Origin of the sequence: Virgibacillus litoralis, from assembly GCF_017873675.1 — a bacterium.
Lineage (GTDB): Bacteria > Bacillota > Bacilli > Bacillales > Amphibacillaceae > Lentibacillus > Lentibacillus litoralis.
On the sequence record NZ_JAGGKK010000004.1, the window covers coordinates 22870 to 36486 of the forward strand.

Genomic DNA, 13617 nt, shown 5'->3' on the forward strand with positions numbered 1-13617 from the left:
TTATGCCCCCTTCTTTTCCGTTAAATAAATCATCAGTTCCTGAATAGGAATTCCCTCTGCAGATAGGCCTGCTGATTTTGCTTGTTCTATACTTCCATACACATAGGCTGTCATCATCCCAGCAAGATTCTTACTCTGAATTACTTCCTTACCTTTAACAAATTCTTCAACATCCTGAACCGTTCCAGAAACAGCACATGTATTGTTACGCAATTCTTCTGCTTCTTCTTTTAGTACTAATTTTCCATCCTGCAGAATAAGAACTTCTTCAAACATTAGACTAACTTCATCAATTAAATGGGTGGAAAAAATAATTGTTCGTTTTTCAGATTCATATTCTTCCAATAAAATCTCATAAAACTTCTTACGTGCTGCAGCATCAAGCCCTATATATGGTTCGTCAAATATCGTGATTGGAGCCTTACTTGCCAAACCGACTATTATTCCGAGAGCTGATACCATCCCTTTTGATAAGGCTTTTACTTTGGCATTAAGATTTAAGTTGTATTCAGCTATTAATTCATCAGCCAGCCCCTGATCCCATGTTGGATAAAAATAGGAATAAATACGGAGTACATTTTTTACTTTTAGATCTCTTTTAAAGTTGTTTCCTTCTTTAATTAAACAAATTGCTTCTGTTAATCGCTGATTATCAAAAGGAGGCTCTCCATCTATCAAAATCTGTCCTTCCGATGCTAATATTTGTCCTGATAATATTTCCATAAAAGTTGTTTTTCCTGCCCCATTTCTTCCAAGCAATCCATAAATTTTGGGTTCATTAAGCGTGAATGAAACATTATCAAGCGCATTTGTATCTTTATATTTTTTAGAGACGTCTTTAACTTCAATTTTCATAAGTTTCCCCTCTTTCCACCATTTCCAATAATTCTTCCCTACTGATGTTCAATTTGTTCGCTTCGCTCTTAAGAGGCAGCATGTAGTTTTCATAAAAAGTTTTCTTCCGTTTCTTAATTAAAATTGTCTTAGCATGTTCTGTTACAAACATCCCAACACCCCTTCGTTTAACTAAAATTCCTTCATTAACAAGCTCATTTATCCCTTTTGCTGCTGTTGCTGGATTGATTTGATAGTAGCCTGCAAATTCATTTGTGGAAGGGACCCGTTCGCCCGGCTTAACCGATTCGTTGATGACTGAGTCTTCCAGCTGCTCTTTTATCTGAAGGAAAATAGGTTTAGTTTCATCTAACTGATTTTTCATAAGTAAGCCCCTTGGTTAATTGGTTAATTAGTTATGTAACTAACCATATAACTATATTGATCACTTGTCAATAAATTTTTAGAAAATTTTACGAAACTGAAGTATGATTGCATAGTTCTTTCAACTGAATAACGTACGCTATCGTACCGGGATGCGCGCAAAACTTTTGAATTATAAATTCTGCAAATCTTTATTTTTTAATAAATTGATTCAAACAGAAAAAAATAGGCCCCTGTACATGTAATATGCAGAGCCTATCAATCTTCTCCTATTTTTTTATCTTGTGTTTTTGGCAATCTTCCTGCTTTCATAGTTGATTCGCGAAGTAAGTATTCCACATGACTATTAACGCTGCGGAATTCATCCTTGGCCCAGGACTGCAAAATATCATATAACTTCGGGTCTATTCTTAGCGGAAAGTTTTTCTTTTTAGCCATAGAATCCCTCTTTTTCTATTGATAAAGTGAACCTGTATTAACAACCGGCTGTGTACCATTATCTGAAACGATTGATACTAGTAGATTATTAATCATCGCAGCACGACGTTCTTCATCCAATTCAACAATCCCATCTTTCTCGATCCGTTTAACCGCATCCTGTACCATTCCGACCGCACCTTCAACGATTTGCTTACGTGCAGCGATAATCGCACTCGCTTGCTGGCGTTGCAACATAGCTTGTGCTATTTCAGTGGAGTATGCCAGGTGTGTTAAGCGTGCTTCGATGACATCAACACCTGCTACCTTCAGGCGTTCCTGCAGTTCTTTGGTTAGCTGGCTTGAAATTTCTTCAGCATTGCCACGGAGCGTTAATTCTTCATCAGTAAAAGTATCATAAGGGTATTTGGTTGCCACTGCCCGAATAGCAGTTTCACTCTGAATTTCTACAAATTCCTCGTATTGGTCAACATCAAATACTGCTTTTGCTGCATCGACAACTTTGAATACTATTACTGCTGCAATCTCAATTGGATTACCATTGACATCATTGACCTTTAATCGCTTACTGTTAAAATTACGTACCCGAAGTGATATTGTACGTCTCAATGAAAATGGAACTGTAACTACAATACCTTCTTTTCGTATACTCCCCATGTATTTTCCGAGGAAAATAACTACAACTGACTGATTGGGCTGTATTAAGGTAATACCACTTCCCAATATGATCGCAATTGCTAAACAAATGGCACCAATAACATATAATTCTTGAAATAAGCTACCTACTGTAACGGCTAGCAGAACTGCAATAGTAAGGATACCAACATAGCCATTCATCATCCACGCATCTTTTTCACGTAACATGTAAACACACCTTCCCCAGAATAGTTGGTTTAATTTAATTTAATATTATAATGATATCACAATTGTTTAAAATTGTAAATTTAACTTGCGTCCAAATTACTTGTTGGCTGCTTCTCAGTTTCAATCAGGTAACTTTCGCCATCTGTACTAATCGTAATGTCCCCGAATACTGCAGTTGAGTATATAGCTGCGTGAACGTTGTTTAAATTTTCGATAACCCGATCAACTGGGTGCCCATAGTCATTTTTCTTACTATATGTAAGAATGGCAAGCTCCGGATTTACTTTATCTAAAAAATCCGACGTGGTACTTGAGTTTGAACCATGATGAGCCACTTTTATGATTTCGGACTGCAGATTATATTTTTTCGACAGTTTCTTTTCTTGTTCTTTTTCGACATCGCCCATGAGCAAAAAGTCTATTTCCTTAAAGCTGATTTTTAACGCAATCGATGAATCGTTATTATCTTTATTTCCCGTATGTGTATTTAAAATTCGAACTTTGAAAAATGGGTCAATCTTAATCAGAGCATTTTGCTTTGCTATTTCAATTGGAATCCGCTGTTTCAGTATTTGACTGATATACATGGCATATGTTTTGGTTGAATATATTTTCCCCGAGTCAATAATCCGGTCTACTTCATATGACTTCATAACATGTGTAAGCCCGCCAATATGATCGATATCAGGATGTGTAGCAATAAGTAGATCAATTTTTTCAACGTTATGATCTTCAAGGAAGGCAACTACTTTTTTTCCAGCCTCAGGTGGGCCACCATCAATTAGAATATTTTTATCAGATGGCGTTTGTATCAACATACTATCTCCTTGGCCAACATCAATGAAGTGGACATCCATTTCGGTTTGTTCCCCGTAAACATTATTACCAGAACCGGTTAAAACAAAGAACACCAACAACATGGTCGAAGCACTCATTCGTAAGTATCTCTGCATGAAAGACATCCTTTATCAAATTTTATCTCTATATAGTTTTTCACTGAATCCGATTAATCATACGTATAACAGTAAACAGTAAGCGTGGTGCTGTTTCACTTCCCGGTATATTTTAAATCAGATTAGTTCTCCAACTATAAAAAGCCGCTGACACATTATGTCAGCGGCTTCCCATTGTTAAATGTTATTCACTTTTTACAACAACAATTTCACCATTTGTTACGTCTACATGAACAGCATTAACTGTTTCTTCTTCCAAAATCAGATCTGTTAATTGATCTTCAATTTTATCTTGGATAACACGGCGTAAAGGTCTTGCACCAAAGCGCCGGTCATAGCCAAGTTTTGCTAATTCTCTTTTTGCATCATCAGATACAGTGATGCTTATATCGTTTTCTTCAATTCTTTCTTCTAGTTCTGCAAGCATTAGATCAACAATTTCTATTAAATGATCCTCAGCTAGTTCATTGAAGGTAACGATACCGTCAAAACGGTTCAAGAATTCAGGTTTAAAATAGTCACTTAAGTTCTCAAGTGTTGAAACTGATTCATGTGCGTCTTTATTAAATCCAACATTAACTTCCTTCACACCAGTTCCAGCGTTGCTAGTCATGATGATTACGGTGTCTTTAAAGCTTACTGTTCGTCCATGTGAATCGGTCAAATGGCCATCTTCCATAATTTGCAGGAACATATTCTGTACATCTGGATGTGCTTTCTCAACTTCATCCAGCAAGATGATCGAATATGGGTTGCGTCGAACACGTTCTGTTAGCTGTCCCGCTTCTTCATGCCCTACATAACCTGGTGGTGATCCAATAATTTTAGACACTGCATGCTTCTCCATATACTCACTCATGTCTAGACGAATTAAGCTTTCACGGGAACCGAATAATTCTTCGGCGAGTGCTTTAGTCAATTCGGTTTTCCCTACACCAGTTGGACCAACAAATAAGAATGATCCAATTGGACGATATTTTGATTTTAGACCGGCACGGCTGCGGCGAACTGCTTTGGCAACTTTATTAACTGCTTCCGGTTGTCCGATAACTTTTGTTCCAATATTTTCTGCGATATTTCTCATTTTCTCTTGCTCGTCAGTTTGCAGTTTTGTTACGGGTATACCAGTTTTTTCTTCAATAATTAACTGAATATCAGCTACATCAACATCGACAACCTGTTCGTCATTTTTAGCTGTTTCCAGCTGCTTTTGCAATTGAATTTCTTGATAGCGTAAATTTGCTGCTCGTTCATAGTCTTCTTTTTCTGCAGCTTGTTCTTTTTCACTGACAACTTCCTCTATCTTTTGCTGAATGGAGTTAGAATCTTTTTCTGCATTTGAAAGGTTTAAACGTGAACCAACTTCATCCATAAGGTCGATAGCTTTGTCTGGTAAAAAGCGGTCCTGAATATAGCGCTGTGATAATGTTACAAACGCTTTAACTGCCTCTTCAGAGTACCGAACTTCATGGAAACTTTCGTAACGAGATTTTATTCCATTTAAAATTTGAGTTGCCTCATCCGCCGAAGGCTCTTTCACGATGATTGGCTGGAAACGACGCTCTAGTGCAGCATCCTTCTCAATTTTACGATATTCCTTTAATGTTGTAGCACCTATCAACTGCATTTCGCCTCTGGCTAATGCAGGCTTCAGAATATTTCCTGCATCCATTTGCGAGCTTTCTGCAGTACCAGCTCCTACTAATAAATGAATCTCATCAACGAATAAGATTACATTTTTACGTGATTGCAGTTCTTGAACAAGTTGCTTCATGCGTTCTTCAAATTGTCCACGAACACCTGTGTTTGCTACAAGTGAAGCAACATCTAATAGATAAATTTCCTTGTTCATAAGTTTGGCAGATACATTTTCCTCAGCAATTCGGAGGGCAAGTCCTTCAGCAATAGCTGTTTTACCAACACCAGGTTCACCTATTAAAACAGGATTGTTCTTATTTCGACGATTCAATGTTTCGACGACTCGTTTCACTTCATTGTCGCGGCCGATAACAGGATCGATTAAGCCAGCGCGTGCTGCATCTGTAACGTTTTTACCAAGCTGATCCAATAATCCATCGCCATTTCCTGTTTGTTGTTGTGTCTTTGTTCCGGTATAGCTTTGACCATTTCCTTGGAAAAATTTATCCGCAAAGCTATCTTGATTATTCTGAGCTGACCCATAACCACCGTTCATTAATTGACCTTGTATCTCTTTGAAACATTCATTACAAACGTGCATATGCATTTTTTCATTGTTGATTTGCATGGCTACATTAATTGATGCTGGGTGAATACCACATTGTTGACACTTCATATGTCACTCCTCCTTGTGATTTCAATTTATTATTAGGCAACTTGGCTTATCGTCAAGCCTCTATATAGATAAGCCTTAGTTGCGCTTATGCAGTAAGAAAGTTTTTAAACTTTCTTAACTGCTAAAAAGGTTTGACTTTGACTATATTTGACCTTTAACTTTATTATACTCTGACCAATTTTGACTTTCAAGTATTAAAGATTAATTTTTTTACTAAGAATCTTAATTATTATTTTGATTTATCCGTTCACTAATATTCTAAAACATATCTAATTGTTATTTTCACTTTAATTTACATATAATAATATTTAAAATGCTGATTAGACATATCGGCATTCGTTAAAGGACTCTTCTGAAAGTGTATTTTGCCTTCTTAGGACTTCTTATACTTTGAGGACAAGCATTAATATTTATAAACCTTAGTTACACTTTTGCAGTAAGAAAGTACCTATTAAATTGACTATCGCCGGGTGACCTGAAGCGGAGGATTTATTATGCAAGATTTGAGATTAGAACGAAGGAAACTGAAAAGATCAAAAATACGAAAGAAACGATTACTGTATTCAGTTATCTTTCTTATCGTAATTATTATTGGAATTGGAATTTACTTATTACTTCAAACTTACAATGCAGCAAACGAATCCTATAATGAATTAGATCGTCCTGGGGGTAAATCCGAACTGCGAAATGATACTGTCACAATTGGAGAAGATCCAATTTCAATTTTGCTGTTGGGGATTGAAAACTATTCCTCCGGAGGAAAAAATGGACGTGCCGATACGCAAATAGTTGTTACACTCAATCCGGACACAAACAAGATGACAATGACATCGATCCCCAGAGATACCAGAGTTAATTTACCAGCAGAAGCTGTTGGGCGGGAACATGCTGGATTTCATAAAATTAATGCAGCATATACATATGCCTCTCTTTCAGGATACGGCGCAACAAAACTAACAGTCGAAACTGCAGAAAATCTACTTGATATACCGATTGATGAGTATGCAGCAGTCGACTTCGAGGGATTTCGTGATATTGTTAATGCACTTGGTGGTGTAACAATAGACATTAAGAAAGGTTTTTGGGAAAAAAATATATATAACAATGACAAGAGAATTTATTTTACAGAAGGTACCACAAAGTTAAGTGGCGAAGAAGCACTAGCTTTCGTCCGAATGCGGAAAAGAGCAGTTAATAATTCTTACCCTCGCGATGAAAGACAGCGCCAGTTTATTAAAGCAGCGATTAGTGAAGCAATATCGGTTGGAACTATTTTTAGAATAGGAGAAATAACAGATATACTCGGTAAGCACGTTAAAACCAGCTTAAAACCAGCTGAAATCTATGCTTTAGAAAAGGAATACTCCTCAATAGAAACCGCGGCTATTGAAACATTTGAAATAGATGGCTCCAATCAGCGGGTAAATGGGGTATCTTATTTCATCCCTACTGATCAAGACCTTGCTAAGATATCCAAAAAACTAAAGCAGGAGTTAGGAATATCTGCTGTTAAAGTTCAGGATGATTGATAATGATAAGAATGTGATATCGATACGTCGATGCCCCCTCATGTTATGACGTTTAATTTTGACTATTACTTTTACTCACAGTTCCTAATTAATTTTCATAAATCCATTGACTTGTTTTCTTTTTTCTGTAAAATAATTATTGAAAATGAAATTCATTATCAATTAGGTACATACACTTAATATCAAAGGAGATTACTTATGAATAACAGATTTTTTATAATCAGCATAATCGCTTTATTATCTATACTTTCATTAGCTGCATGCGGAAATACTTCAGAGGATGGTGATACTTCTGAAGAGTCTAATGGTGCTAAAGGAGAAATCAACCTTTATACAGGGCGTCATTATGAAACTGACCAGGAATTATATGACCAGTTTACAGAAGAGACAGGAATCCAAGTGAATGTTATTAAAGGTAAAGATGATGAGCTAATAGCACGATTGGACCGTGAAGGAAAAGCATCTGAGGCTGACCTATTTATTACAGCTGATGCAGGACGTCTGCACATTGCAAAAGAAAAAGGGCTGCTGCAGGAAGTAAAAAGTGATACAGTTAACAAAAATATTCCAGATAAGTATCGTGATGAAGAAAATAATTGGATTGGATTAACAAAGCGCGCTCGTATAATTACTTATCATAAAGACCGGGTTAATCCTGAAGATATTCAAACATACCAAGATCTAACATCCGATACTTTTCAGGATAAAGTACTAATTCGTTCATCTTCTAACATATATAACCAATCTTTATTAGCATCACTAATTGCTATCGATGGTGAGGAAGGTGCTACAAAATGGGCTTCAGGCATTGTAGATAATATGGCAAGAGACCCAAAAGGTGGAGATCGTGACCAGGCAATTGGAGTTGCTGCAGGTGAAGGTGATGTAGCAGTAATGAACACCTACTATTTAGGTAAAATGCTGAATTCCGAAGAGGAAGAACAAGTAAAAGCAGCTGAACAGCTTGGTATCATTTTTCCAAACCAAGAAACAACCGGTACCCATGTAAACATTAGTGGAATCGGTTTAACAGCAAGTAGTAAGAACAAAGAGAATGCTATTAAATTCATAGAGTTTCTAACAACTAAAAGTGCCCAAGAGCAATTTGCCAAAGCTAACTATGAGTACCCTGCCAATCCAGATGTGGAACCTACTGAGCTATTGAAATCATGGGGTGAGTTTAAGGAACAGGAACTTAACCTAACTGAGTTAGGAGAAAATAACGATACAGCAATTAAGATAATGAATAAAGTTGGATGGAAATAACTTCTCTTATTACTCATCCTTAATGGTGAAATTATAAATAACTTATGCAGTAAGAAAGTATTTCCTTAGCTGCTTAAAAATACTGCATCAGTATTTGTAAAAGATGCAGTATTTTTATATACATTATAATTGAGAACTGTTATCATTGATATATTAATACCTTTTTTATTATCATGTGTAAAACCTCATCCATGACTAAGGGAAGTGTACGTTTTTGAAGCTGTATCGAAAGTTACCTGGTTATATGAACTTATGGACATTTTTATCCTTATTTATTGTTATTTTGATTCTGCTACCAAACGTTTCAATTTTATTGAACTTTTTTACCCAAGAAACTTCCAATTGGCAGCATATACAAGAATATATCCTGCCTTTACTGTTAAAGAACACTTCTATCATTATACTATTCACAGGCATACTTACTATTTTAATCGGCACCAGTTTAGCATGGCTTATCTCAGCTTATGACTTCCCACTAAAACGTTTTTTCAAATGGGGGCTAATTTTACCGTTAGCAATCCCTCCATACATTGCTGCATATACGTATAATGGGATACTAAACTACACAGGAACCATTCAAACAATATTACGGAATAAACTTGATTTTACCGTAAATCAGGACTACTTTGATATTATGACACTGCCTGGGGCAATTTTTATTTTCACAGTGTTTCTGTACCCATACGTATACATGATAACCCGTACTTTTTTAGCTAACCAGTCTTCTTCACTGATTGAGAATGCCCGTTTACTTGGGGGAAATGCGTATACCGTTTTCTTTCGGATCGTTCTTCCAATTTCCCGAAGTGCAATTGTTGGAGGAGTCAGTCTTGTTTTACTGGAAGTATTGAATGACTACGGTGTGGTCAAATACTTTGGTATTCAAACTTTTAGTACGGCTATTTTTCAAACCTGGTTTGGAATGGGCGATTTAAATGCTGCTATTAAATTATCAGCAACGCTTATGTTTATCGTTTTCTCTATTTTAATTATTGAAAAGCTCCTCCGTTCTCGCAGACGGTATAGTCAGACTTCCGCTAAAGTACGTCCGCTTTCCACAATACAATTAAATGGATGGCAACGCTGGATTGCATTTAGTTATTGTTCTATCATATTTGGGCTTGGTTTTTTAATTCCATTTATCCAATTGATTGATTGGATGCTTTTAACCTATAGAAAAATTATTGAACCAGCATTTGTAACGTTAATTGGCAATTCAGTATTTGTAGCATTTGTAGGTTCACTTATTATTGTTACATTTGCTGTTATCATTGCTAACTTTGCACGTATGCATCAGAGTTTTATTGCCAAGACATCTTCACGTATCACTATTCTTGGTTATTCAATTCCTGGTGCTGTAATTGCAGTCGGTATTATTACAGTTTTTATAAAGATTGATAATTTGCTTTTTGGTGTTTATGAGTCTGTCGGGATGCAACCTTCGCTATTCTTGAGCACTAGTTTGTTTATGCTTATATCTGCATATGTTGTCCGATTTCTAGCGGTTGGATTTAATGCGATTGAATCCGGGTTTGATGAGATCGGGAGTAAATATACAGAGGCATCACGGATATTAGGCATGGGAATAACAAAGACTTTTATTAAGGTTGATTTCCCCTTAATAAAAGGTGCGATTCTTAGCGGATTTTTATTATCTTTTATTGAAATACTAAAAGAACTTCCACTAACTTTAATCTTACGACCGTTTAATTTTGATACATTATCAACTAAAGCCTTTCAATATGCTAGTAATGAGCAGATACAAGAAGCTTCATTAGCATCTATTATTATTATTATAATCAGCGGAATTGCGATTTATATATTTCACCAAGTTTTAGAAAAGGGGCCAAGATAACATGTATATTCAAATCAAAGATGTTTCCTTTTGCTACGCAAATTCAAAAGAGAATATTATACATCAATTTAACCTTGATGTTACCAAGGGAGAAATTGTCTCAATTCTTGGTGAAAGCGGCAGTGGAAAAAGTACTGTACTGCGTCTGCTTTCTGGACTTGAAACTCCATTAAAAGGTTCAATCACAGTAAACAATGAAGTTATGACTGATGATTACCATTTTGTTTTACCGGAAAAAAGAGGCGTCGGTATGGTATTCCAGGACTATGCATTATTTCCTCATATGACTGTATCAGAGAATATTCAATTCGGTTTGAAGGGTCATACCAAGAAGGAAAAGAAGCAGCGTGTTGATGAAGTGCTTGAGTTAGTCAACATGGTCAAATATAAAAAGCGCTATCCTCATGAACTCAGTGGAGGTCAGCAGCAGCGTATAGCATTAGCAAGAGCGATAGCTCCCAAACCCTCACTTCTACTGCTTGATGAACCATTCAGTAATTTAGATGCTGATTTACAAATAAGAATTAGAAATGAATTAAAAGATATAATTAAAAAGACGGGTATTACATCTATTTTTGTAACCCATGACAGAAGAGATGCACGTGCGATTGCTGATCGTATCATTACAATGCGCGACGGTGCAGCTTATGAATGGGAATCTATTTGTACCACTCATACTGTTGATAAAAAACGGTTAGAAGTAATTAAATGAATGACGAACTAAAAACCTCTACTTTAAAGACGAATAATAGCAGGATATGTAGTTAAGAATGTTCATTATCAATGGTTAAATCTAATACGTAATTGGTATAAACTGCGAAGTACTCTTTAAAAAGTTTGAGTGCTATGATGGCGCTCCGGAAATACACTTCGCTTTCCGTGGGCGGCTGATGAGCCTCCTTGCTCCTACGTCGCAGCGTAGTCTCATCTAGGCCTCAGCTCCCACAGGAGTCTACGTGTATTTCCTCCGCTAGGTTTTGTTCACTGATTCAAAAAAATAAATGCATGTTGTGATGAACAAGATTTTAGACCATCTAAACCAGCAGTTGGAATATGCGAGACTCCTGTGGGACAGCGAGCCTAAGAGACCCCACAGGGAGCGTTCTTTGCGAGCGAGGAGGCTCGTGGTGAGCCCACGGAAAGCGAGTATATTCCAACTGCGCGGTTAGTGATCCTCACTAAATGATATTAATCTAATCTATGTCGCAGTTTTATATCTAATCAGCAACATTAAAAAAACTAGGCATTCACCAAGCCTTTTGGTGAATGCCATAGTTGCGCTTATGCAGTAAGAAAGTAGTTAAACTTTCTTACTGCAAACATCCGAACTAATTCGAATTCTATTTCAAGAATTTCGAATCATAGTTCGGATTTTACTTTGTCTAAAACACTTTTGTCCCAGCCTTTAATTGGCAGTTAAGCAGTAATTTCAAGTTTTCTAAACTTATTTTTTAATGCTTTCTTTCTTCCTTAACTCCACTCTTCTAATCTTCCCAGAGGTAGTTTTCGGCAATTCTTCAATAAAATCAATTTGTCTTGGATATTTGTATGGTGCTGTTAAATCTTTTACATGATCCTGAAGTTCCTTAACCAGATCAGGACTGTTTGGATCAACACCTGCTTGAAGTACAATAAACGCTTTAACTATATTTCCGCGAATTTCATCTGGACTTGCAACAACGGCACATTCTTGCACAGATGGATGTTTGACCAAGGCATCTTCCACTTCGAAAGGTCCGATAGTGTAGCCGGAACTAATAATGATATCATCACTTCGTCCTTCAAACCAAAAGTACCCATCTTCGTCTTTCGATGCCTGATCACCTGTCACATAGTAATTACCGCGCTGTGACATTTTTGTTCGTTCCGAATCCTTGTAATATTCCTGGAACAGCGCAGGACAATCAAGCTTAACTGCAATATCACCGATTTCATTGGCCGGTAACGGTTCTCCATTTTCATCAACAACGTCTACATCATTGCCAGGGGTCGGTTTACCCATCGATCCTGGTTTTACTTTCATATCCTTCATAAAACCTAATAATAATGTATTTTCTGTTTGACCATAGCCATCACGAACGGTCACATTAAAATATTTTTGGAACGTATCGATAACTTCCCTGTTTAAAGGTTCTCCTGCTGAAACCGCACTGTGCAACGCAGGCAATTGATAGTCTGTCAGATTATCTACTTTCGCCATCAAACGATATTCAGTTGGCGTACAGCACAATACATTAATTTCATTACCCTGCAGGAGACTTAAGTATGTTTTCGGATCAAATTTACCATTATAAACAAACCCAGTTGCACCCGCACCTAGCACTGATAAGAATGGACTCCAAATCCATTTTTGCCAGCCTGGTCCTGCTGTTGCCCATACCTTATCTCCTTCATTAATACATAACCAATTCTCAGAGGCTGTTTTCAGGTGGGCGTACCCCCAGCCATGCGTATGTACGACTCCCTTTGGATTCCCAGTTGTACCGGATGTATATGGCAGGAATGCAATATCATCACTTTTAGTGTCGGCCATTTCCAGTTGATCAGAAGCCTGTTCTTTTAATGAATCCAAATCATGCCAGCCTTCAACTTGTTTCCCTACTGAAAACAATGCTAATTGATCATATTCTCTAATGTCTTTGTACTGATCAACAAATGGATAATAACTTACTACACCACTTACCTCACCATGACTGACTCGGTATTGCAGATCCTTTGTTTTCAGCATTTCTGAACTTGGGATAATGATAATACCTGTTTTTAATGCTGCTAAATATGTTTCATATGCTTCTATCATTCTTGGAATCATAATGAGGATTTTATCCCCTTTTTTCAAACCATTTTCCAGGAATGCGTTACCAATTTTATTTACATTCTTCATCAATTGTTCATAGGTAATCTCTTTTGATGCACCTTTATCATCTTTCCAAATCAAAGCTTTTCTAGTTGGATCTGTTGCAAAACGCTCCATTTCCATTACGATATTATAATCTTTAGGAGCAATTAAATCATCTCTGTTCATCTTATCAACTCCAATACTAGGTTATAGTCGTAGTATAGCAAAATTTAAGAAAATTTTAAATAAAATAGACACAGCAAAAGTATTCGACTTATATCGGCAAATTTTTCAAAATACTATTCCAAAGATGAAGCTTCTGTATTACAATATAAGTTACTTTT

At 36.6% G+C, this 13617-nt stretch carries 11 protein-coding genes; 4 read left to right on the forward strand and 7 right to left on the reverse strand.

From position 1 onward, the window contains the following. From J2Z82_RS05090 to J2Z82_RS05115, 6 genes are all read right to left on the reverse strand, one after another. Positions 1 to 855, reverse strand: coding sequence for an ABC transporter ATP-binding protein (locus J2Z82_RS05090; RefSeq protein ID WP_209479707.1), 855 nt, complete (start codon positions 853 to 855; stop codon positions 1 to 3). After that, a complete protein-coding gene (locus J2Z82_RS05095) occupies positions 845 to 1219 on the reverse strand; it encodes a GntR family transcriptional regulator (protein WP_209479708.1) in 375 nt (124 codons plus the stop codon). Before J2Z82_RS05095 ends, J2Z82_RS05090 begins: the two co-directional genes overlap by 11 nt. 257 nt (positions 1220 to 1476) lie before the next feature. Continuing rightward, positions 1477 to 1656 carry a type II toxin-antitoxin system antitoxin gene (locus tag J2Z82_RS05100; RefSeq protein WP_209479709.1) on the reverse strand — a complete coding sequence of 60 codons (180 nt, stop codon included), beginning with the start codon at positions 1654 to 1656 and terminating at the stop codon, positions 1477 to 1479. A 15-nt stretch (positions 1657 to 1671) separates the two neighbouring features. After that, the gene (locus J2Z82_RS05105) at positions 1672 to 2520 is read right to left on the reverse strand and encodes an SPFH domain-containing protein (RefSeq protein ID WP_209479710.1); all 849 of its coding nucleotides are present in this window, start codon (positions 2518 to 2520) and stop codon (positions 1672 to 1674) included. A gap of 80 nt (positions 2521 to 2600) precedes the next feature. Beyond that, on the reverse strand, positions 2601 to 3473 hold the full coding sequence (locus J2Z82_RS05110) for a ComEC/Rec2 family competence protein (protein WP_209479711.1): 873 nt from the start codon (positions 3471 to 3473) through the stop codon (positions 2601 to 2603). Between the two features lie 184 nt (positions 3474 to 3657). Further along, the gene (locus tag J2Z82_RS05115) at positions 3658 to 5787 is read right to left on the reverse strand and encodes an ATP-dependent Clp protease ATP-binding subunit (RefSeq protein ID WP_209479712.1); all 2130 of its coding nucleotides are present in this window, start codon (positions 5785 to 5787) and stop codon (positions 3658 to 3660) included. Between the two features lie 494 nt (positions 5788 to 6281). Between J2Z82_RS05115 and J2Z82_RS05120 the strand changes: the two genes are divergently transcribed. The 4 genes from J2Z82_RS05120 to J2Z82_RS05135 all read left to right on the forward strand — a co-directional run bounded on the left by J2Z82_RS05120 (position 6282) and on the right by J2Z82_RS05135 (position 11149). After that, positions 6282 to 7316 (forward strand): LCP family protein, encoded by a 1035-nt coding sequence (locus J2Z82_RS05120; protein ID WP_209479713.1) that lies wholly within the window; start codon positions 6282 to 6284, stop codon positions 7314 to 7316. Between the two features lie 198 nt (positions 7317 to 7514). Beyond that, the gene (locus J2Z82_RS05125) at positions 7515 to 8582 is read left to right on the forward strand and encodes a Fe(3+) ABC transporter substrate-binding protein (protein WP_209479714.1); all 1068 of its coding nucleotides are present in this window, start codon (positions 7515 to 7517) and stop codon (positions 8580 to 8582) included. 244 nt (positions 8583 to 8826) lie between these two features. Beyond that, complete coding sequence (locus J2Z82_RS05130) at positions 8827 to 10437, forward strand: ABC transporter permease (RefSeq protein WP_209479866.1); 1611 nt, start codon at positions 8827 to 8829, stop codon at positions 10435 to 10437. 1 nt (position 10438) lies between these two features. Then, positions 10439 to 11149: an ABC transporter ATP-binding protein gene (locus tag J2Z82_RS05135; protein WP_209479715.1), complete on the forward strand. Its 711-nt coding sequence runs from the start codon at positions 10439 to 10441 to the stop codon at positions 11147 to 11149. A 732-nt stretch (positions 11150 to 11881) separates the two neighbouring features. On the opposite strand, the gene mbcS is transcribed toward J2Z82_RS05135, so the two are convergent. After that, positions 11882 to 13459: an acyl-CoA synthetase MbcS gene (mbcS, locus tag J2Z82_RS05140; RefSeq protein ID WP_209479716.1), complete on the reverse strand. Its 1578-nt coding sequence runs from the start codon at positions 13457 to 13459 to the stop codon at positions 11882 to 11884. Positions 13460 to 13617 lie beyond the last annotated feature (158 nt).

What these genes read in the sequence shown, in the direction of transcription:
- J2Z82_RS05090 (WP_209479707.1), bottom strand. Translation starts at nt 855, where the DNA reads ATGAAAATTGAAGTTAAAGACGTCTCTAAAAAATATAAAGATACAAAT.
- J2Z82_RS05115 (WP_209479712.1), bottom strand. Translation starts at nt 5,787, where the DNA reads ATGAAGTGTCAACAATGTGGTATTCACCCAGCATCAATTAATGTAGCC.
- J2Z82_RS05135 (WP_209479715.1), top strand. Translation starts at nt 10,439, where the DNA reads ATGTATATTCAAATCAAAGATGTTTCCTTTTGCTACGCAAATTCAAAA.
- J2Z82_RS05105 (WP_209479710.1), bottom strand. Translation starts at nt 2,520, where the DNA reads ATGTTACGTGAAAAAGATGCGTGGATGATGAATGGCTATGTTGGTATC.
- J2Z82_RS05110 (WP_209479711.1), bottom strand. Translation starts at nt 3,473, where the DNA reads ATGCAGAGATACTTACGAATGAGTGCTTCGACCATGTTGTTGGTGTTC.
- J2Z82_RS05125 (WP_209479714.1), top strand. Translation starts at nt 7,515, where the DNA reads ATGAATAACAGATTTTTTATAATCAGCATAATCGCTTTATTATCTATA.
- J2Z82_RS05100 (WP_209479709.1), bottom strand. Translation starts at nt 1,656, where the DNA reads ATGGCTAAAAAGAAAAACTTTCCGCTAAGAATAGACCCGAAGTTATAT.
- J2Z82_RS05095 (WP_209479708.1), bottom strand. Translation starts at nt 1,219, where the DNA reads ATGAAAAATCAGTTAGATGAAACTAAACCTATTTTCCTTCAGATAAAA.
- mbcS (WP_209479716.1), bottom strand. Translation starts at nt 13,459, where the DNA reads ATGAACAGAGATGATTTAATTGCTCCTAAAGATTATAATATCGTAATG.
- J2Z82_RS05130 (WP_209479866.1), top strand. Translation starts at nt 8,827, where the DNA reads ATGAACTTATGGACATTTTTATCCTTATTTATTGTTATTTTGATTCTG.
- J2Z82_RS05120 (WP_209479713.1), top strand. Translation starts at nt 6,282, where the DNA reads ATGCAAGATTTGAGATTAGAACGAAGGAAACTGAAAAGATCAAAAATA.